18 protein-coding genes and 1 pseudogene are annotated in these 20,079 nt (G+C 73.7%); 1 reads left to right on the top strand and 18 read right to left on the bottom strand.

The genetic code is table 11. The features are described from left to right. Nucleotides 1-164: 164 nt before the first annotated feature. From GWJ10_RS04150 to GWJ10_RS04090, 13 genes are all read right to left on the bottom strand, one after another. Complete coding sequence (locus GWJ10_RS04150) at nucleotides 165-908, bottom strand: GntR family transcriptional regulator (RefSeq protein WP_163185402.1); 744 nt, start codon at nucleotides 906-908, stop codon at nucleotides 165-167. Nucleotides 909-969: 61 nt separating this feature from the next. Beyond that, on the bottom strand, nucleotides 970-1,662 hold the full coding sequence (gene urtE / locus GWJ10_RS04145) for an urea ABC transporter ATP-binding subunit UrtE (protein WP_061268117.1): 693 nt from the start codon (nucleotides 1,660-1,662) through the stop codon (nucleotides 970-972). Next, complete coding sequence (urtD, locus tag GWJ10_RS04140) at nucleotides 1,662-2,621, bottom strand: urea ABC transporter ATP-binding protein UrtD (protein ID WP_163185400.1); 960 nt, start codon at nucleotides 2,619-2,621, stop codon at nucleotides 1,662-1,664. Before urtD ends, urtE begins: the two co-directional genes overlap by 1 nt. Next, nucleotides 2,618-3,841 (bottom strand): urea ABC transporter permease subunit UrtC, encoded by a 1,224-nt coding sequence (urtC, locus tag GWJ10_RS04135; protein ID WP_163185398.1) that lies wholly within the window; start codon nucleotides 3,839-3,841, stop codon nucleotides 2,618-2,620. The genes urtD and urtC overlap by 4 nt, the downstream gene beginning before the upstream one ends. Beyond that, a complete protein-coding gene (gene urtB, locus GWJ10_RS04130) occupies nucleotides 3,838-4,722 on the bottom strand; it encodes an urea ABC transporter permease subunit UrtB (RefSeq protein WP_043653602.1) in 885 nt (294 codons plus the stop codon). The genes urtC and urtB overlap by 4 nt, the downstream gene beginning before the upstream one ends. 200 nt (nucleotides 4,723-4,922) lie before the next feature. Then, nucleotides 4,923-6,188 (bottom strand): urea ABC transporter substrate-binding protein, encoded by a 1,266-nt coding sequence (gene urtA, locus GWJ10_RS04125; RefSeq protein ID WP_021479860.1) that lies wholly within the window; start codon nucleotides 6,186-6,188, stop codon nucleotides 4,923-4,925. Between the two features lie 198 nt (nucleotides 6,189-6,386). Beyond that, entirely contained in the window at nucleotides 6,387-7,370 is a 984-nt protein-coding gene (locus GWJ10_RS04120) for an energy-coupling factor ABC transporter permease (RefSeq protein ID WP_163185396.1), read from the bottom strand. A 1-nt stretch (nucleotide 7,371) separates the two neighbouring features. Continuing rightward, nucleotides 7,372-8,202, bottom strand: a complete 831-nt coding sequence (locus GWJ10_RS04115; protein WP_061268121.1) for an urease accessory protein UreD — start codon at nucleotides 8,200-8,202, stop codon at nucleotides 7,372-7,374. 20 nt (nucleotides 8,203-8,222) lie between these two features. Further along, nucleotides 8,223-9,068 (bottom strand): urease accessory protein UreG, encoded by an 846-nt coding sequence (ureG, locus tag GWJ10_RS04110; RefSeq protein WP_163185394.1) that lies wholly within the window; start codon nucleotides 9,066-9,068, stop codon nucleotides 8,223-8,225. Further along, nucleotides 9,061-9,858 (bottom strand): urease accessory UreF family protein, encoded by a 798-nt coding sequence (locus tag GWJ10_RS04105; RefSeq protein ID WP_206158328.1) that lies wholly within the window; start codon nucleotides 9,856-9,858, stop codon nucleotides 9,061-9,063. The genes ureG and GWJ10_RS04105 overlap by 8 nt, the downstream gene beginning before the upstream one ends. A gap of 1 nt (nucleotide 9,859) precedes the next feature. Next, nucleotides 9,860-11,578, bottom strand: a complete 1,719-nt coding sequence (locus GWJ10_RS04100; RefSeq protein WP_163185392.1) for an urease subunit alpha — start codon at nucleotides 11,576-11,578, stop codon at nucleotides 9,860-9,862. 3 nt (nucleotides 11,579-11,581) lie between these two features. Further along, the gene (gene ureB / locus GWJ10_RS04095) at nucleotides 11,582-11,956 is read right to left on the bottom strand and encodes an urease subunit beta (RefSeq protein ID WP_086150101.1); all 375 of its coding nucleotides are present in this window, start codon (nucleotides 11,954-11,956) and stop codon (nucleotides 11,582-11,584) included. A 43-nt stretch (nucleotides 11,957-11,999) separates the two neighbouring features. Continuing rightward, complete coding sequence (locus tag GWJ10_RS04090; RefSeq protein ID WP_043654671.1) at nucleotides 12,000-12,302, bottom strand: urease subunit gamma; 303 nt, start codon at nucleotides 12,300-12,302, stop codon at nucleotides 12,000-12,002. 215 nt (nucleotides 12,303-12,517) lie between these two features. Between GWJ10_RS04090 and GWJ10_RS04085 the strand changes: the two genes are divergently transcribed. Beyond that, on the top strand, nucleotides 12,518-14,470 hold the full coding sequence (locus GWJ10_RS04085) for a glucoamylase family protein (RefSeq protein ID WP_163185390.1): 1,953 nt from the start codon (nucleotides 12,518-12,520) through the stop codon (nucleotides 14,468-14,470). A gap of 25 nt (nucleotides 14,471-14,495) precedes the next feature. On the opposite strand, the pseudogene GWJ10_RS19735 reads toward GWJ10_RS04085, so the two are convergent. The 5 genes and pseudogenes from GWJ10_RS19735 to GWJ10_RS04060 form a co-directional block, all read right to left on the bottom strand. Beyond that, nucleotides 14,496-15,482, bottom strand: a pseudogene (locus tag GWJ10_RS19735) (LacI family DNA-binding transcriptional regulator); the annotation flags it as partial. A 158-nt stretch (nucleotides 15,483-15,640) separates the two neighbouring features. Further along, nucleotides 15,641-16,810, bottom strand: coding sequence for a family 1 glycosylhydrolase (locus GWJ10_RS04075; protein ID WP_346773819.1), 1,170 nt, complete (start codon nucleotides 16,808-16,810; stop codon nucleotides 15,641-15,643). A gap of 23 nt (nucleotides 16,811-16,833) precedes the next feature. Further along, nucleotides 16,834-17,727 carry a carbohydrate ABC transporter permease gene (locus tag GWJ10_RS04070; protein ID WP_163185386.1) on the bottom strand — a complete coding sequence of 298 codons (894 nt, stop codon included), beginning with the start codon at nucleotides 17,725-17,727 and terminating at the stop codon, nucleotides 16,834-16,836. 1 nt (nucleotide 17,728) lies between these two features. Beyond that, a complete protein-coding gene (locus GWJ10_RS04065) occupies nucleotides 17,729-18,652 on the bottom strand; it encodes a sugar ABC transporter permease (RefSeq protein WP_021481814.1) in 924 nt (307 codons plus the stop codon). Between the two features lie 15 nt (nucleotides 18,653-18,667). Then, nucleotides 18,668-19,957 carry an extracellular solute-binding protein gene (locus tag GWJ10_RS04060; protein ID WP_061268126.1) on the bottom strand — a complete coding sequence of 430 codons (1,290 nt, stop codon included), beginning with the start codon at nucleotides 19,955-19,957 and terminating at the stop codon, nucleotides 18,668-18,670. Nucleotides 19,958-20,079 lie beyond the last annotated feature (122 nt).

Below are 20,079 nucleotides of genomic sequence, written 5' to 3'. Positions count from 1 at the left end.
CGCAACGATAGGGCCGGCACCGCAGGCGGACGCCGCTCGTCCAGGAGCGCGGCTCGACGTCGGCGCGAGGGGCCCGGACGACAGCCGCACGTCGTCGGTGGGCGCGGCCGTCCGGTCGCTGCTGCGGACGAGGTGCGGTCGGGACGGCGGGTCGTCGTCCGCCGTCAGCCCGCGACCGCCATGCGCGCGAGCGCCCGGGCGGCGCGCTCCGTGACGACGGCGAGCGACGCGCCGACGTGGTGGTGCAGGGCGGTGCGGGCCTCGGGGAGCCGGTCGGCGAGCACGAGCTCGAGGATCCGGACGTGCTCGTCGACGGTGCTGCGCACGCGCTCGTCCTCGACGAAGTCGTACCGCCGCACGGCGCGGACCTTCTCGTTGACCTCGACGAGCGCCTGCGTCATCCGCTCGTTCCCGGCCGCGCGGGACAGCGCCGTGTGGAAGCGCTCGTCGAGCAGCACGAAGCCGGGGTCCGGCCGGGGAGGGGTGGCGCGGAGCTCGACCCACCGCGCGAGCTCGGCGCGCAGCACGTCCGTGTCGTGGCGCAGCCCCGGGTTCTCGATGACGCGGTCGAGGCCTCGGAGCTCGAGGGTCGCGCGCAGCTCGTCGAGGTCGCGCAGCTCGGCCAGGCTCGGCACGACGACGGCGTACCCGAAGTCGGTGCGCTCGACGAGGCCGTCGGACAGCAGGCGGGACAGCGCCTCGCGCACGGGGGTGCGCGACACGCCGAACCGTCGGCCGAGCTTGGGCTCGGTGAGCCGTTCGCGGGGGTCGACGCGCCCGTCGAGGATCTCGCCCCGCAGGCGTCCGTACACGGCGTCACGCAGCGAGGTGGTGGCCCGTTCCGACGCGGTGACGACGTCCGTGCGGGCGCCCGGGTCGTCGGCCCGGGCCCCGGTCCGTGCTCTCACCGTCCGCACGCGCCGTGCCGTCGGTCGCCGGTGGCCACCCACCGCCCCGCGAGCACGGTGCCTACACCGCCATCGCCGCGCGCACGCTGTGCTCGGCGGCCTCGCCGCCCGCGCCGCGGCTCGTCACGCGCCCGGACTGCAGGACGACGTAGTCGCGTGCCGCGCCGAGCGCGAACCCGACGTGCTGCTCGACGAGCAGCACGGACAGCCCGCCCGCGTCGGTGAGCGTGAGGATCGCGTCCTCGATCTCCGTGACGACGGACGGCTGGATGCCCTCGGTGGGCTCGTCGAGCACGAGCACGCGCGGGCCGGTGAGGAGGGCGCGCGCGATGGCGAGCTGCTGGCGCTGCCCGCCGGACAGGAGCCCCGCCCGCCGGCCGAGCAGCCCGCGCAGGGCGGGGAACAGGTCGAGCGCCTCGTCGAGGCGGCGCGGCCCCTCGCGCGACGTGTCGGCGACGAGCTGGAGGTTCTCCCGCGCCGTGAGGTCGCCGAACGACTGCTGCCCCTGCGGCACGTACGCGAGACCGCGCCGCACGCGCTGGTGGGTCGGGAGGCGGGTGAGGTCCTCGCCGTCGAGCACGACGCTCCCCGACCGAGCCTTGAGCAGCCCGAGCGCGGTGCGCAGGAGCGTCGTCTTGCCGGCGCCGTTGTGCCCGAGCACGGCGGCGACGCCACCGGCGGGCACGGTGACGTCGACGCCGTGGAGCACCATGGTCCGGCCGTAGCCGGCGTGCAGGCCCGTGAGCTCGAGCATCACGCCTCCTTCTCGTCGGTCGTCGGGGCCGACGACGTCGGCGCCGCACCCCGTCGTCGGGCACCGCGGGTCGCGCCCGCGCTGCCGAGGTAGACCTCCTGCACGCGCGGGTCGGCCTGGACCTCGGCGTACGTGCCCTCGGCGAGCACCTGCCCGAGGTGCAGCACGGTCACCGAGGACGCGAACGCCCGCAGGAACTCCATGTCGTGCTCGACGACCACGACGGTCCGCTGGGCGCCGATGCGTCGCAGCAGCTCTCCCGTCTGCTCGCGCTCGGCCTGGCTCATGCCGGCGACGGGCTCGTCGAGGAGCAGCAGCCGCGCGTCCTGGACGAGCAGCATGCCGATCTCGAGCCACTGCTTCTGCCCGTGCGCGAGGATCCCCGCCTGGACGTCGCGCAGGTGGGCGAGCCCGACGGTCTCCAGCGCCTGCTCGACGGCCGCGGGGGTCGAGGACCGGCGGCGCAGCAGCGTGAGCGGGCCCCGGCCGGCGCCGGCCGCGATGTCGAGGTTCTGCAGCACGCTCAGCTCCTCGAAGACGCTCGCGGTCTGGAACGTGCGCCCGACGCCCGCCCGCGCGATGCGGTGCGTCTTCTTCCCGAGGAGCTCGACGCCCCCGAACTGCACCGAGCCGGACGCCGTGGCGAGACCGGTGATCGCGTCGACGATCGTCGTCTTGCCCGCGCCGTTGGGCCCGATGAGGAAGCGCAGGTCGCCCGCGGTGACGGTGAGGTCGACGCCCTGGACGGCGACGAACCCGTCGAACTCGACGCGCAGCCCCCGGACCTGGAGGTAGTCGTGGCGGAAGCGCGAGTCGTCGACGCCGAGGACGGCCTGCGCGGCCTCCAGGTCGAGGCCGTCGCCCGCGACGCCGGTCTCGAGGACGGCGGCGCCGAGCGCCTCCAGGTCGGTCGCCGCGGCCGCCGCGTCCGCGGCGGGCTCGGTGGGTCGGGTGGTCATGCGGTCCTCCCGGTGGTCGCGGGGTCGTGGTCGACGGCGGTCGTCCCCGCGGTGGCCGACCCGCCCGCGGTGGTGCCGCCGCCCGGGCGAGCGTCCTCCGAGGCGGCGTCGCCGGCCGGGGTGGGGCCGCCGTCGGGCACGGGGGTGGCGCGCGACCGGCGCCGTCGCGTGAACAGCTCGGCGAGGCCGCCGGGCAGGAACGCGACGACGAGGATGAACAGCGCGCCCTGCGCGTAGATCCAGCCGGACGGGAACGTCTCGGACAGGCTCGTCTGTGCCCAACTCACGGCGACGGACCCGAGCACCGGCCCGAGCAGGGTGGCCCGGCCGCCGATCGCGACCCCGATGAGGAAGCCGATCGACGGCACGACGCCCACGTCGGCGGGCGAGACGATCCCGACGATCGGCACGAACAGCGCACCGCCCACGGCGGCCATGAAGGCGGCGACGGCGTACGCGACGACCTTGACCTTCGCGGGGTCGTAGCCGAGAAACCGCACGCGGTTCTCCTGGTCGCGCACGGCGACGAGCAGCTCGCCGAACCGCGACACCATGAGCTGGCGCGCGACCGCGACCATGACGAGGAGGGCCCCGGCGGCGAGGAAGAAGAGCATCCGCTTGTTCACGGGGTCGGCGAGGTCGTACCCGAAGAACGAGCGGAACCCGTTGAGGCCGTTGGTGCCGCCCGTCGTCGCCTGCTGGCCGACGAGGAGGATCGCGAACGCGGCGGCGAGCGCCTGCGAGAGGATCGCGAAGTACGCGCCCCGCACGCGTCGCGTGAAGACGGCGAACCCGAGCAGCGCGGCGAGGCCCGCGGGTACGACCGCGATGGCGAGGATCGTCACGACGGGCGACCGGAACGGCTCCCACCAGCCCGGGACCTCGCCCGAGCCGTAGAGCATCATGAAGTCCGGGACGCCGTCCGGCCCGGCGTCCGCGAGCTTGAGGTGCATCGCCATGAGGTACGCGCCGAGGCCGAAGAACACGCCCTGGCCGAGCGTGAGCATCCCGCCGCGGCCCCACGCGAGCCCGATGCCGACGGCGACCATGGCGAGGCACAGGAACTTCCCCAGCAGGCCGAGCCGGAACGTGGACAGCGTCGCGGGCGCGACGGCGAACAGCAGGACCGCGGCGACGGCGAACCCGACGACCACGCGGGCGCGCGACGAGCGGTACAGGGCGGCGAGCCGTGACGGGCTCCCGGTCGTGACGGCGGTCATGCGAGGCTCCTCGTCCGGACCGACACGAGGCCCTGGGGTCGCACCTGGAGGAAGACGACGATGACGACGAACACGAGCACCTTGGCGATGCTCGCCGTCGTCGAGTACTCGAAGGTGGCCTGGAGCAGCCCGAGCGCGAACGCGGCGACGACCGTGCCCTTGATCTGCCCGATGCCGCCCGCCACGACGACGAGGAACGCGTCGACGACGTAGCTCGTGCCGAGCGTGGGCCCGATGGACCCGAGCAGGGTGAGCGCGACGCCCGCGATCCCCGCGAGGCCCGAGCCGACGAAGAACGTGAGGCGGTCCGTCGCACGGGTGGAGACCCCGCTCGCCTCGGCGAGGTCCCGGTTCTGCACGACGGCGCGGATCCGCCGCCCGAGCGGCGTCACCTTGAGCACGACGGCCAGCGCGACGACGGCGACGACGGCGAGCGCCAGGATGAACACGCGCGTCCTCGGGACGGCGAGGCCGAACAGGTCGACCGCGCCGCTCAGCCAGGCGGGGGCGCGCACGTCGACGTTCGGGGCGCCGAACACGTCGCGCGCGACCTGCTGGAGCACGAGCGCGACGCCCCAGGTCACGAGCAGGGTGTCGAGCGGCCGCTTGTACATGCGGTGGATGAGCGTCGCCTCGAGCAGCAGGCCCAGCAGCCCGCCGACGAGGAACCCGAGCGGCAGCGACACGAGGAGCGAGAGCCCGGCGTTCCCGACGACCCCCTGCACGACGAACGCCGTGTAGGCGCCCGCCATCATGAACTCGCCGTGCGCCATGTTGATGACGCCCATCTGACCGAACGTGAGCGCCAGCCCGAGGGCGGCGAGGAGCAGGACCGAGCCGAGGCTCAGGCCCGCGAAGAGCTGCGAGAACAGCACGTCCATGGGCGGTACGCCTTCCGGTGGGTGCGTGCGAGGGGGCAGGGTGCCGCGTGCGGCGACGTGACGGGAGAGGCGGGGAGCGGGGTGTGAGCGCCGGGTCGTGGCGGGTCTGGCGGGAGCCCGCGAGGAACGAGCGGGCGGATGGTAGACCCGGCGCTCACACCCCAGTTGCCGCCGGGCTCAAGCCCGGCGGGCCTCCCCGACTACGAGAGGCCCTCGGCCCAGTCGTAGCCCTCGAGGTACGGGTCGGGCTCGATCGGCTCGCCCGAGCTCCACTCGGTGTAGATGAGGCCGTCGGGACCGATCTTGCCGATGAGCGCGGTCTTGGCGACGTGGTGGTTGTCGCCGTCCACGGTGACGGAGCCCTCCGGCGCGTCGAAGGTCACGCCGTCGGCGGCCTCCTGGACGTCGGCGACGTCGAACGACTCGGCCTTCTCGACCATGCCCTTCCACAGGTAGAGCGACGTGTACGCGGCCTCCATCGGGTCCGACGTCACGCGGTCGGCGCCGTACTTCGCCTGGAACGCCTCGACGAACGTGGTGTTCTCCGGGCTGTCGATGGTCTGGTAGTAGTTCCAGGCCGTGAGCTGGCCCTCGACGTTCTCGATGCCGACGCCGCCGACCTCCTCCTCGGCGATCGACACCGACACGACGGGCATCGTGTCCGGGCCGAGCCCGGCGTTCTTGTACTCCTTGAAGAACGCGACGTTGGAGTCGCCGTTGAGCGTGTTGAACACGGCGTCGGCCCCGGCGGACCTCACCTTGTTGACGATGGTGGAGAAGTCGGTGTGGCCGAGGGGCGCGTACTCCTCGCCGAGGACCTCGATGCCGTGGGCCTCCGCGTAGGCGTTGATGATCTTGTTCGCGGTGCGGGGGAAGACGTAGTCGGAGCCGACGAGGAAGATCGACGTGACGCCCTGCTCCTTGAGGTAGTCGAGCGCGGGGACGATCTGCTGGTTCGTCGTCGCGCCGGTGTAGAAGATGTTCGGCGACGACTCGAGGCCCTCGTACTGGACGGGGTAGAACAGCAGCGAGTCCTGCGCCTCGAAGACGGGGAGCATCGCCTTGCGCGACGCGGAGGTCCAGCCGCCGAACACCGCGGCGACGCAGTCGCTCGTGATGAGCTTCTCCGCCTTCTCCGCGAAGACGGTGGGCTCGGACTGCCCGTCCTCCTGGACGATCTCGAGCTGCTTGCCGAGCACGCCGCCGTCGGCGTTGATCTCCTCCGCCGCGAGGGCGAGCGAGTCCGCGACGGTCTGCTCGGAGATGGCCATCGTGCCCGAGAGCGAGTTGAGGAAGCCGATCTTGACGGTGTCGCCGGAGGTGTCGACGCAGCTCTCGGCGGCGCTGGTCGTGGAGCCCCCGCCCTCGCCGGCCTCCGTCCTCGCGCCGCACGCGGTGAGCGTGAGCGCGAGCGCGACGAGGGCGGCGGCCGGGGCGAGACGGGTCGTGGCGCGTGAAGGTGTCACGAGGGTCCTTTCAGCGGGTTCTCACAGCGGGGTTCTCGGCGGGTGCCGACGGCTGCCGGACGGGCGGCCGCTCCTCGCGGGCTCCGGGTACGGGCGCGTATACGGCCGTGCGCCCTGCGCGGTGCCCACGGTCGTCGACGCTAGTGACGGCGTGTTTCGGGCGTTCTGCCCGGGTTGTTAACGGGGCGTGTCAGGCAGTCACGATCCGGTCACGCCGGCCCGGGCGGTGCGACGGCCGGCGGCGCGCAGGCCCGCGCCCAGCACGCCGACGGTCAGCGCGACGACGAGCGCGACGCCGACGAGCCCTGCGACGCCGACGAAGATCCCGCCGACCTCGCCGTAGTCCGCGAGGGGTGCGCCCGCGAACGCGTGGTCGCGTGCGGCGTCGGCGAACCCGACCGACTCGGCGGTCGCCTCGAGCCCGTCGGGCGTCGCCGCGGCGAACGACGACACGACGACGGCGGCGAGCAGCGCCCCGGTGCCGAGGGCGAGGACGGCGCGCCGCACCGCGGCGAGGGGGGCGGACGGCGCGAGCGCGGTGGCCCGGCGGTCCTCGACGGCCGCGACGCCCGGTGCGACGGCGAGCACGAGGCCGACGACGCCGGCGGTGATGAGCGCCTCGCCGAGCCCGACGAGGAGGTGCACGCCGAGCATCTGGCCGACGAGCTCGCCGACCGGGACCGGCACGGTCCCGCCGACGGCGAAGAGGCCTGCGAACACCGCGGCGGACACCGGGACGCTCACGAGCGCGCCGGCGCCGGCGGCGGCCGCGGCGCCCCGGCCGCGCGTCGCGCGGAGCACCCCGCGCGTCACCGCCCAGCCGACGAGCGTCCCGACGACGGCCATGAGGAGCACGTTCGTGCCCAGGGCGGTGAGCCCGCCGTCGGCGAACACGAGCGCCTGCACGAGCAGCACGGCGGTCACGGACAGCACGCCGAGCCACGGCCCGACGAGCGCCGCCGCGAGCGCCCCGCCCATGAGGTGCCCGCTCGTGCCGGCGGCGACGGGGTAGTTGAGCATCTGCACGGCGAAGACGAACCCGGTCGTCGCGGCCGTGAGCGCGACGCGCCGGGGGGTGAGGTCCTCGCGTGCCCGGTACGCGGCGTACCCGACGGCGGCGAGGGACACGACGGCGGTGGTCGCCGACGTGGGGTCGTCGAGGAAGTGGTCGGGGACGTGCATGTCAGGCTCCTGTCGTCAGCAGTGCGGTGCGGTGGTCGGGGAGGCCGAGGTCGGGGAGGCCGCGCGTGCCGCGCACGGCCGCCGCCCAGGCGGTGACGACGCCGTCGGTGCCGGCGTCGTGGGTGCTCGCCCCCAGGTGGCGGACGACGGCGCCCGGGCCGTCGAGGTCGAGCCGCAGGGGGCCGGACGGGGCGGCGGCGTGCGCCGCGGGCGGCCGGGCGCCCAGGCACAGCACCGAGTCGACGACGCGGGCGTCACCGAGGATCCCGGGCAGCGCCCGGTCGTCGCCGAGGTCGAGGTCCTCGACGAAGAGCTCGCGCGCCTGCCGGGGCGTGCCCCCTGCATCTGGTGACTCTCGCGGGGCCCCGGTCTCGTCGGTGGCCCGGGTGCGCGAGCGCAGGCGCCCGCCCCGCTCCCCGGTCCGGCCGAGCACGAGCGTCTCGCGGAGCAGCGCGACGGCGCTCCTGCCGAGGCGCACGTCGGTGCGCCGGTCGACGTCGGCCCCGTCCGCGACGACGAACGGCAGCGCGTCCCAGACGAGGAGGCCGTCGTCGTCCACCCGGACCGCGACGTCCCAGGACGCGGACCGGCCGCGCCCGGCGTACGCGACGGTGCCCGACACCTCGACGAGCTCGACCTCGACGCCGCGCCCGACGTGCACCTCGACCCGGACGCGGTCGCCGCCCAGGAGCATCGCGCGCGTCGCGACGAGCGCGACGCGCACCCTCGTGGGGCTCGCGGACAGCACGCGCGGGCTCAGCGCGCCGGGGCGCAGGTCGCAACGCACGCGGCCGCCCTCGCGGTACGCCCCGACGCGCGTCACGTCGTCCACGTGCGGCTCGTCGCCCGGGGTCAGCCGCGCCCGGGCGCGGTCACCGGCTCCGCGGCTGCGGCGTCGTGCACGTGGGCGGGGGAGTGGTCGTCGTGGGCGGGCGAGTGGTCGTGCGGGGCGTCGCCCTCACCGTGGGTGTGGAGGAACCCGCCGCCGTCCTCGTCGGCGTGGAAGTGGGGCGCCATCGGGCCCGGGTCCTGCGGCACGTGCGCACCGGCCCGGTGCGCCGCGAGCAGCGTCTGCACCCACGTCGTGAGCGTGTCGATCGACTCGCGGTCGAGGCGCGAGAGCGCGAGCACGGGGGCGCCGTCGCGCGCGGCCGTCGCGTCGAGGACCATGCGCGGGACGTCCACCCCCACGTACGGCGCGAGGTCGGTCTTGTTGACGACGAGCAGGTCCGCCCGGGCGATCCCCGGCCCGCCCTTGCGCGCGACGTCGCCGCCCCCGGCGACGTCGAGCACGAAGATCTGCGCGTCGACGAGCGCGGGCGAGAAGGTGGCGGTGAGGTTGTCGCCGCCGGACTCGACGAGCACGACGTCGAGCGGCGCGAAGTCCTCCTCGAGGTCCTCGACGGCGAGGAGGTTGGCGGTGACGTCGTCGCGGATCGCGGTGTGCGGGCACGCGCCGGTCTCGACCGCGCGGATGCGCTCGGGGTCGAGCACGCCCGCGGAGCGCAGGAACCGCGCGTCCTCGTCCGTGTAGATGTCGTTGGTGACGACCCCGAGGCGCAGCACCTCGGACAGCTCGCGGCACAGGAGCGCGATGAGCGAGCTCTTGCCGGTGCCGACGGGGCCGGCGACGCCGAGGCGCAGCGAGCGGGTCGTGGGGGTCGTGGAGGTCGGAGCGTCGGGCAGGTTCTCAGGCACTGAACAGCCTCTCGGTGGTGCGGGCGTGGGTCTCGGCCCACTGCTCGACGAGCGGTGCGCCGTGCGCGGGGATCGCGCGGGGGTCGGTCAGGGGGGCGACGTCGTGGGCGAGCGCGTCGATCGCGGCCTGCGACGCGACGACCCAGCTCGTCGCGACGACCGGGTCGACGGGCTCGAGCTTCAGCGTGGCCGCGGCGACGGTCTGCACGTCCTCGTACCCGACGAGGCGCGCGACCTGCAGCGCGGACAGCCCCGCGCAGGCGGCCGTCACCCCGAGCACCAGGGGGCGCGGGGGCTGCGGCGCCCGGCGGCCCGACGGCGGTCGGTCGCCCGGACCGCCGCGTCCCTCGTCCGCGGGGCGCGCGGCGGCGACGAGCGCCGCCGCCGCGTCGAGCGCGGCGACCGCGGGGTGCCCCGCCCACAGGCGGCGCAGGAGCCGGAGGTAGCCCCGGCCGAGCCGCTGCGACGTCTCGCGGAGCGCGGGCGACGGCGTCCGCGCCGCCCACGCGACCCAGGTGTCGGCGAGGGCGACCGTGACGGGCGGGAGGTCGTCGTCGGGCGTGAGCGCCGCGTGCCGCGCGACGACCGCGGTCGCGGCCTCGGTGCGCGTGACGGTGGCCAGGCGGGCGCGCACGTAGTCGGGGACGCGCGCGGCGGGCATCCCGGCGCGCAGCGCGGGCTCGAGGCCCGCGGACTGCGTGTGGCCGCCGGTCGGCAGCCGCGCGTCGGCGAGGAGCGCGAGCATGAGCTCGGCGCGCCCGTCGGCGTCGTGGCGGGAGAGGCCGTCCATGTCAGAACAGCGAGTAGAGCTGCGCGAGGGGCAGCCGGTCGGCGGGGGCGGGGACGACGAGCTCGCCGTCGACCTCGATCGCGAAGGACTCGGGGTCGATGTCGATCCGGGGCAGGTAGTCGTTGTTGCGCATCTGCGCCTTCCCGACGTCGCGCGTCCCGGCCACGGGCAGGAGCGTCCGGGCCAGGCCGAGCCGCTCCGCGAGGCCGTCATCGAGCGCGGCGGGCGACACGAACGACACGGACACGTCGGCCCCGATCGCGTCGGCGAGCGCGGGCCGCATGAGCACGGGCTGCGGCGACGGGATGGACGCGTTGGGGTCGCCCAGCGCGCCCCACACGAGCGCCCCGCCCTTCATGACGACGCTCGGCCGCACGCCGAACAGCTTCGGCTCCCACAGCACCAGGTCGGCGAGCTTGCCGGGCTCGACGGACCCGACGTGCGCGTCGATCCCGTGCGCGACGGCCGGGTTGATCGTGTACTTCGCGACGTAGCGCCGGGCGCGCAGGTTGTCGGCCGGCAGGACGGGCCCGGGGGCGCCGCCGGGGATCGGGCCGCGCCGCGCCTTCATGACGTGCGCCACCTGCCACGTCCGCGTCACGACCTCGCCGATGCGCCCCATGGCCTGAGCGTCGGACGACGTGATCGAGATGGCGCCGAGGTCGTGCAGCACGTCCTCGGCGGCGATCGTGGTCCCGCGGATGCGGGACTCGGCGAACGCGAGGTCCTCCGCCACCTGCGGGTTGAGGTGGTGGCACACCATGAGCATGTCCAGGTGCTCGGCGACGGTGTTCACCGTGTGCGGGAGGGTGGGGTTCGTCGAGCCGGGGATGACGTTCGGGTGGCTCGCGACGGTGAGGATGTCGGGCGCGTGCCCGCCGCCCGCGCCCTCGGCGTGGAACGCGTGGATCGAGCGGCCGCCGATCGCCCGGAGGGTCGACTCGACGAACCCCGCCTCGTTGAGCGAGTCGGAGTGGAGCGCGACCTGCAGGCCCCAGTCGTCGGCGGCCCGAAGCGCGGCGTCGATCGCCGCGGGCGTGGACCCCCAGTCCTCGTGCACCTTGTAGCCGCCCGCGCCGGCCATCGCCTGCTCGCGCAGACCCTCGGCGCTCACGGTGTTCCCCTTGCCGAGCAGCAGCACGTTCACGGGGAGCCGGTCGAGCGAGCGGTGGATCGCCTCCAGGTGCCAGGCGCCGGGCGTGACCGTCGTGGCCTTCGTGCCCTCGCTCGGGCCGGTGCCGCCGCCCGCGACCGTCGTGATGCCCGTGGCGAGCGCCTCGACGACCTGCGACGGCGAGATGAGGTGCACGTGCGAGTCGATGCCGCCCGCGGTGAGGATCCTGCCCTCGCCGCTCACGACGTCCGTGCTCGGGCCGATGTGCAGGTCGGGGTGCACGCCGTCCGCGACGTCGGGGTTGCCCGCGCGGCCGAGCGCGACGATCCGCCCGTCGCGGATCCCCACGTCCGTCTTGACGATGCCCCACCAGTCGAGCACGACGGCGTTGGTGATCACCGTGTCGAGCGCGCCCTCGGCGCGGGTCGTCGTGCCCTGGGCCATCGACTCGCGGAGCGACTTCCCGCCGCCGAACACGACCTCCTCGCCCCCGAACGTGCGGTCCTCCTCGACCTCGATCCACAGGTCGGTGTCGCCGAGGCGCACCTGGTCGCCCGTCGTCGGGCCGTAGAGCGCGACGTAGCGCTCGCGGGAGATCGCGACCATGCGTCAGTCCTCCTCGGGTGCGGTGGGGTCCAGGGCGCCGCCGTCGGGCTTGCCGCGCTGGAGACCGGGGACGCGTCGTCGGCCGCGCAGCGCGACGGCCTGGACCTCGGCGGACGCGCCGGGCTCGAACCGCCGCGACGTGCCGGACGGCACGTCCAGCCGGAAGCCGTGCGCCGCCGCGCGGTCGAGGTCGAGCGCCGCGTTGGCGTCGGGCAGGTGGAGGTGCGAGCCGATCTGCACGGGCCGGTCGCCCGTGTTCGTCACGACGAGGGTCACGCGCTCGTCGTCCGAGCGGTCGGCGTTGAGGACGAGCGGCACGTCCTCCGCGCCCTCCCGGAGCCGGATCGCGCCCGGTCCCGAGGTGCTGATGCCTGCCATGCCTCGCCGTCCTCTCGTCGTGCGTCGCGTCGCCGGGACCGGCTCAGGCGATGGGCTGGTGGATGGTGACGAGCTTGCGCCCGTCGGGGAACGTCGCCTCGACCTGGACGTCGGGCAGCATCTCCGCGACGCCCTCCATCACCTCGTCGCGGCCCAGCACGGCGCGCCCGGAGACCATGAGCTCCTCCACGGCGGCCCCCTCGCGGGCCCGCTCGATCACCCACGTCGTCAGGAGGGCGACCGTCTCCGGGTAGTTGAGCAAGACGCCGCGCTCGCGCCGGTCACGGGCGACCATGCCCGCGACGGCGAGCAGCAGCTTCTCGGTGTCGGCGGGCGTCAGGTGCATGGCCGCGATCCTGTCGCGCCCGCGTTTCAGGCGTGTATACCCCGCGTTATACGTTCGTGTACCCGCTCCGCTCGGGCCGCCGCCCGCCACGCCTCCGCCGTCGTGCGCCGGCTCCGGGCGAGCCGTTGACCCCTGCTCGACCGAGGGCTACTCTCTCCGCCCCCATTCGGAAAGTTCGGCCGAAATTTCGGGGCCGCGACACGAAGGAGTGCCTGATGGATGGATCGACCGACCGCGCGTGCGAGACGACGCGGCGCCGACGCAGGGCGACGGGCCTCGTCGCCGGTGGGCTCGTCGGCGGGCTGGCGCTCGCGGCGGGCCTCGCCGTCCCGGCCGCGGCCGAGAGCGCCCCGGCCGCCGCCCAGGGCGCCCCGCGCACGGCGAGCGTCCCGGCGACGGCGACGCCCGCCGTCGGGCAGCCCGCCCTGACGGGCGCGCAGCGCGCGACGCTGGAGACGTACCTGGAGGACACCTACACCTCGCTGGAGGCCATGACCGACGAGGAGACCGGCCTGCCCGCGGACAACATCGAGGGCGACCTGGACCCGGCGTCGAGCAGCGCGTACACGTCGCCGACGAACATCGGCGGCTGGCTGTGGTCCACCGTCGTGGCGCGCGACCTGGGCTTGGTCGACGAGGCCGAGGCGCGCGACCGCCTCGCGACGACGATCGACACGGTCGCGTCCCTCGACCGGCACGACGCGAGCGGCATGTTCTACAACTGGTACGACCCGGCGACGGGCGACCGGGTGGAGACGTGGCCGGACGACGGCAACCCGGTGCACCAGTTCCTCAGCTCGGTGGACAACGGCTGGCTCGCCGCGGGCCTGCGCGTCGTCGCGGAGGCGGAGCCGAGCCTCGCGGAGGAGGCGCTGGCCGTCTACGACGGCATGCACTTCGGCGCGTTCTACAACGCGGAGGCGCGCCCGGACCTCGGCGTCGGGCTGCTGCGCGGCGGGTTCTGGGACGAGGAGCCGCCCGGGTGCTCGGTCGCCGGGGACTACCTCGGCACGGGGACCGACGTCTACTACACGTGCCACAACTACGACACGACGGTCTCGGAGACGCGCATCGCGACCTACCTCGGCATCGCCGAGGGCGAGGTGCCGCCGGAGGCCTACTACGCGAGCTACCGGACGTTCCCGGACACGTGCGACTGGTCCTGGCAGGAGCAGAAGCCGGTCGGCGAGACGCGCGAGCACCTGGGCGTCCCGGTGTTCGAGGGGGCGTACCGCTACCGCGACCTCGCGGTCGTGCCGGGCTGGGGCGGCTCGATGTTCGAGGCGCTCATGCCGGACATGCTCGTCCCCGAGGCGGAGTGGGGCCCGACGTCGTGGGGCGTCAACCACCCGCTCGTGGTGCGCGCGCACAAGGAGCACGGTCTCGACGAGGCCGGGTACGGGGCCTGGGGCTTCTCGCCCGCGAGCAACCCCTTCGGCGGGTACGCGGAGTACGGCGTCGACGCGATCGGTCTGCGATCCGACGGCTACCTGTCCGACGGCGAGACCGACGTCGACCTCGGCTTCGAGGGCTGCCGCGAGGCCACGAACCCGGCGCCGGAGTTCGGTGACGGCGTCGTGACGCCGCACGCGTCGTTCCTCGGGCTCGCGTACGACACCGAGGGCGTGCTCGACAACCTGGCCCACCTCGCGGACGACCTCGACGCGTACGGGCCGGGCGGGTTCTACGACTCGGTCGCGGTCCGCTCGGGCACGGTCGCCGAGCGCTACCTGTCGCTCGACCAGGCGATGATCGTCGCCGCGATCGGCAACGTCCTCGACGACTCGCGCCTCAAGGACTACTTCGTCGACGACCGGCTCGAGCAGGCGCTGCGCCCGCTCATGGAGGCGGAGACCTTCTCGGCCGTCGCCGACCTCACGCCCGGCGTGGGCGCCGACGTCGAGGTCGAGGCGCGCTGCCTCGGCAACCGGGCGGCCGTCGCGGTGCGCGCCACCAGCACGTCCGACGGCCGCACGACCGTGGAGCTCGCCACCCCGTACGGGACGCGGTCGTACGACGACGTCGCTCCGCACCGCAGCACCTACCGGGCGTTCTCGGCGCGCACGGCGGAGATCCCGTCGGGCACCGCGACCGTGACGGTGACGTCCGACGACGGCGCGACCGTCCAGGAGCTGCCGTACCGCTACGCGGGCGTCTCCTGCGGCTGACCCCACGCACGGCGGTCGACGCGCGCACGACGAGGCTCGTCGCGAGCTCCGTGCGCAGGGTGCGGCCGCTCGCGCTGCGTGCCCGGTGCACGAGCGCGACGGCCGAGGCGCCCATCTCGACGAGCGGCTGACGCACCGTGGTGAGCGGGGGGTCGGTCCAGGGCGCGACGGGCAGGTCGTCGAACCCGACGAGCGAGACGTCGTCCGGCACAGAGCGCCCCGCCTCGCGCAGCGCCCGCAGCGCGCCGAGCGCGGTGTCGTCGCTGCACGCGAAGATCGCCGTCGGGGCGTCGTCGAGGGCGAGCAGCCGCTGCGTCTCCTCGTAGCCCGCGGCGACCCCGTAGGTGCTCAGGCGCACGAGGTCGTCGTCGACGGGCACGTCCGCCTGGATGAGCGCGGCGCGGTAGCCCGCGAGGCGGGCGAGCGCGTTGTCCTGCTCGGGGACGCCCGTGATCGTCGCGATGCGTCGGTGCCCCAGGGCGAGCAGGTGCGCCGTCGCCTCGAGCGCGCCCTGGAAGTTGGCCGCCCCGACGCTGAGCACGTCCTCGGGCGGACGGCGGCGCGGGTCGACGACGACGAGCGGCACCCCGGCCGTGGCGAGCGCGGCGCGCGCCTCGGCGTCGGGCACGGCGACGACGCTCACGAGACCGTCCGTACCCCGGGCGAGCGCGTGCCGGACCCAGGCGCCGCAGTCGTCGGGGTCCAGCTCGACGGACAGCACGACGTCGAGCCCGAGGCGCCGCGCCTCGGCGACCGCCCCGCGCACGACCGCCTCGGACCACGGCCCCTCGAAGTCGACGATCCGGACGTCGACGAGCCCCGTCCGCCGGGACGTCGGGGGCCGGATCTCGTAGCCGTGCCGCCGCAGGACGCCCGCGACCCGTTCGCGCGTCGCCGCCGAGACGTCCGGGCGCGCGTTGAGCACCTTCGACACCGTGGGGACGGACACCCCGGCGTCGGCCGCGACCCGGGCGAGGGGAACGCCCTGCCGACCCGGCTGCGACGCCGCCATCCGAGCCCTCCGTCCGTCGTGCGACCCGCGGCCGGTCCGGCCGGGGAGCGTGCCCCGACCTCGGATCGTAGCGAGGCCCCGGGTCGCGACCGGACCTCCCCGGACGACGACGGCCCGGCCGGGACCGTGAGGTCCGGACCGGGCCGCCGTGCGTGCGCTCAGTCGACGAGCGAGACGGTCCCGCGGGCGACGCCGCCGAGCCAGCCGAGGCTGGGCTTGGGCGTGCGCTCGAAGGTCTCCGGGTCCCACGCGACGAGCCCGAAGGTCGGGGCGTACGAGCCCCACTCGTAGTTGTCGAGCAGCGACCAGTGCAGGTAGCCGAGCAGCGGGAGGCCCGCCTCCATCTCGGCGTGCAGCGCGCGCAGGGCGTCGCGCGTGTAGTCGATGCGGCGCGCGTCGTCCGCCGTCGCGATGCCGTTCTCCGAGACGAGGACCGGCAGGCCGGTGATCTCGTGCCCGAGGCGCGCGGCCTCCGCGATGGCGGCCGGGTAGTACTCCCACCCGGTGAGCGTCTTCTCCGAGTCCTCCGGGGCGGGCAGCGGCCCGTCCACGGTGATGCGCGTGCGCGTGTAGGCCTGGACGGCGACGAAGTCGTCGCCGCGCGAGGCCTCGAGGAAGACGGTCTCGCGCGGGTAGGCGTACTCGCGCAGGACCTCCTCGGCGCCCGGGTCGGCGAAGAACTGCTGCGGCGCGACGGGCCACCCGACGGGCACCCCGACGGTCCGCACGAGCTCCACGGCGCGGCGGTGCGCGGCGATGAGGTGCTCCGTCGCGACCGGGTCGGGCGCGTGCATGGTGCCGGCCTGGAGCTGCTCGGTGCCCTTGGCGGCCGTGATCATCATCGCGAGGATGTTCGGCTCGTTGATGGTGAACACGTGCGACGCGCGGTCGAGCAGCGGCAGCACGTGCTCGACGTACCGCGCGAACCGCTCGACGGACCGCGGGTCGGTCCAGCCGCCGTCCTCCGCGAACCAGCGCGGCGACGTGAAGTGGTGCAGCGTGACGAGCGGCGTGACCCCGTGCTCGAGGCAGCAGTCGATCATGCGGCGGTAGTGGTCGACCTCGGCCCGCGAGAAGCGGCCCTCGGCCGGCTCGATGCGCGCCCACTCGATCGAGAACCGGTACGAGGTGAGCCCGGACTCGGCCAGGAGCCGGATGTCCTCGGCGTACCGGTGGTAGGAGTCGGCGGCGTCGCCCGACGGCTCGGCGAGGGTCGAGGCCGGGTCGACCTCGCGCGCCCACCAGTCGCTGTTGACGTTGTTGCCCTCGATCTGGTGGGCCGCCGTGGCGGCGCCCCAGACGAAGGACTCGGGGAAGGTGATCGACACAGGCTCTCCTCGTCGGTCGCCGGTCACTTGATGCCGGTCATGGCGATGCCCTGCACGAAGTAGCGCTGCAGGAACAGGAACAGGATGAGGATCGGCGTCACGACGAGCACGGACCCGGCCATGAGCAGGCCGTAGTAGGTGCCGTTCGAGCCGACCGAGTACAGCGAGAGCGCGACGGGGAGGGTGTACATGTTCTCCGTCTGCGCGACGACCAGGGGCCACAGGAAGTTGTTCCACGACCCGAGGAACGTGAGGATGCTCAGCGTCGCGAGCGGCGGGCCGCACTGGGGGAGCACGATCCGGAAGAAGACCCGGAACTCGCCCGCGCCGTCGATCCGGGCGGCCTCGATGAGCGCGTCGGGGATGCCGAGCATGAACTGCCGCATGAGGAACACGCCGAGCGGGCCGGCGAGGAACGGCAGGATGAGCGCCGGGTAGGTGTTGACGAGCCCCATGTTGGACACGAGCACGAACATCGGCACGAGCGTGACGACGCCCGGGACCATGAGCGTGAGCATGACGAGCGCGAACAGCACCTTCTTGCCGGGGAACTGCATCTTCGCGAGGGCGTAGCCGACCATCGAGCAGAAGACGATGTTGCCGAGCACCACGGCGACGGCGACGACGATCGAGTTGGTGAAGTACTGCCCGTAGTTGAGCTGGGACAGCCACCGCTCGTAGTTGTCGAGCGTCGGGTTCTCGGGCCACCAGGTGATGGGCCGCTGCAGGAGCTCGCCCTGCGTCTTGAAGCTGCCGAGCGCCATCCAGATGAACGGCATGAGCGTCAGGAGCAGCCCGACGACGAGCGCGGTGTACGTGGCGCCGCGCGACCAGCGGATCGGGCGTCGTGCGCGACGACGTGGCGCGTCCTGGGGGGCCGACGTCGCGGAGGGGGTCCGCGAGGACGTGACGGTCATGTCAATCCTCCTTCGACCGCAGCAGGCGGAACTGGACGGCGGCGAGGGCGGCGATCAGCGCGAAGAGCACGTACGCGGCTGCGGAGGCGAACGCGTAGTTGCCGTACCCGAACTGGTTGTAGACGTAGTAGCTGATGGTCAGCGTCGAGTTGACCGGACCGCCCTTGGTCATGACGAAGGGCTCCTCGAACACCTGGAGGAAGCCGACCGACAGCAGCACCGCGCCGAGCAGCAGCGTCGGGCGCATCAGCGGGACCGTGATGGAGCGGAAGCGCCGCCACGAGCCGGCGCCGTCGACCTCGGCCGCCTCGTAGACGTCGCGCGGGATCGCCTGCAGGCCGGCCAGGAAGATGATCATGAGCGTGCCCATGTTGCGCCACGCGGCCATGAGGATGATCGACGGCATCGCCCACGTGCTGTCGTTGAGCCAGTCGGGGCCGTCGATCCCGACCCAGCCGAGCACGGTGTTGACGAGGCCGGAGTCCTGGAGGATGAACCGCCAGACGACCGCCACGGCGACGATCGACGTCACGACGGGCGTGTAGAAGCCGACGCGGAAGACGCTGCGGAACTTCTCGATGCCCGAGTTGAGCGCGACGGCCAGGGCGAGGCCGAGCACCATCGTCAGCGGGATGCCGACGAGGACGAAGTAGAAGGTGTTGACCAGCGCCTTGCGGAACAGCTCGTCCTGGAAGACGCCGGTGAAGTTCTCGATCCCGACGAAGTTCACCGCGAACGGGGTCTTGATGTCACGGATCGTGAGGTCCGAGAACGACATCCCGAACGACGCGAGCAGCGGCCCCAGCATGAAGACCGTGAAGACCGCGACGAACGGGAGCGCGAACAGCCAGGCGACGAGCGCTTGCCGTCGCCGGTGGACGGCGCCGGCCGTACGCCGGCGCCGTCCCTCGGTGGTGGTGGTCATGACTGACGGGCCCTGTTACCAGCCGAGCCCGAGCGTGTCGGCCTTGGCCTGGATGGCCTTCGCCGCGTCCTCGGAGGTCACCTGACCGTTCGCGACCTTCTCGGCCTCGGTCTCGATGGTGGCCGAGAGCTCGTCCCAGCTCGGGACGGTCGGCGGGGCGATCGTGTTCTCGAGCTGCTCCTGGAGCACCTGGGTGCGGGGGTTCGAGGTGAGCGCCTCGTAGTCCCACGCGCTGTTCAGCGCGGGCAGGTCGCTCGTCGCGTCGAACCACGCCTGCTGCGTCTCGGGCTCGGAGAGCCAGCGGATGAGCTTCCAGGCGCCGTCGGCGTTCTTGGCCTCGGCGAAGACACCGAGGTGCGCGCCGCCGATGTAGGAGTCGTTGTTGGCGGAGCCGGCGGGCACGGGCACGGTGGCCACGTTCTGCTCGACCCAGTCCTCGCCCTGGAGGTCGGCGAGCACGTTGACCATCCACGGGCCGGAGATGAACGCCGGGTCGGAGCCGTCGACGAACGCGCTGTTCTGCGAGTCGCCGTAGCCGGACAGCGGCGACAGGCCCTCGGTGAAGAACGACGCGTAGTAGTCGAGCGCGTCGACCATGGCCTGGTTGTCGAGGTCGAACCCGTCGCCGGCCTCGTTGAGGACGGAGCCGCCGGCCTGCGAGTAGAACGGCAGGATGACCTGCGTCGAGTCCTCGGCGTCGCCCATCGGGAGCTGGAGGCCGTAGGTCGAGCCGTTGGCCTTCATGGCCTCCGCGAACGCGGTGAGCTCCTCCCAGCTGGTGGGAGCCTCGACGCCCGCGGCCTTGGCGAGGTCGGAGCGGTAGTACAGGACGCGCGTCTCGACGTACCACGGCACGCCGTACGCCACGCCGTCGGCGACGGTCGACGCGGCGGCGCCCTCGACGAAGTCGTCGTTGTCGACGAGGCCCTCGGGGACGGGGGCGAGGCCGCCGGTGGCGACCATCGTCGGCATGAAGGACGAGCCGATCATGATCGCGTCGGGCACGGTGCCCGCGGCGACGGCGGTCTGGAACTTCGTCATGACGTCGGCCCACGGGATCGTGGTGACCTCGACGTTCGCGTCGGGGTTCTCCTCCGTGAAGCCCTGGACGAAGTCGGGCAGCTTCTCGCCCTCCTCACCCATCGCCCAGATCGTGATGTCACCCTCCGCGGGCGCGTCGTCCACCGTCGTGGTGGAGCCGGCGCTGGTCTCACCACCCGTGGAGTCGTCGTCCGCGCGACCGCACGCGGTCAGGGCCAGGAGTCCGACGACGCCGATGGCGACCGCCTTGCGTCCGAGCTTCATGAGCAATCCTCCTCATCGAGCAGTCGGCTCGTCCGTGTGAGCCGCTGTGGAAACTACCTTAGCGTGCGCTCGGTTAGTATTTTCAACCGGGGCGTCCAGGCCGTACCGTTGGCGCCGACAGA

Origin of the sequence: Cellulosimicrobium sp. SL-1 (genome assembly GCF_011033075.1) — a bacterium.
Lineage (GTDB): Bacteria > Actinomycetota > Actinomycetes > Actinomycetales > Cellulomonadaceae > Cellulosimicrobium > Cellulosimicrobium funkei.
The sequence above is the reverse complement of the archived record's forward strand: the minus strand, read 5'-3'. Positions and strand labels throughout refer to the sequence as shown.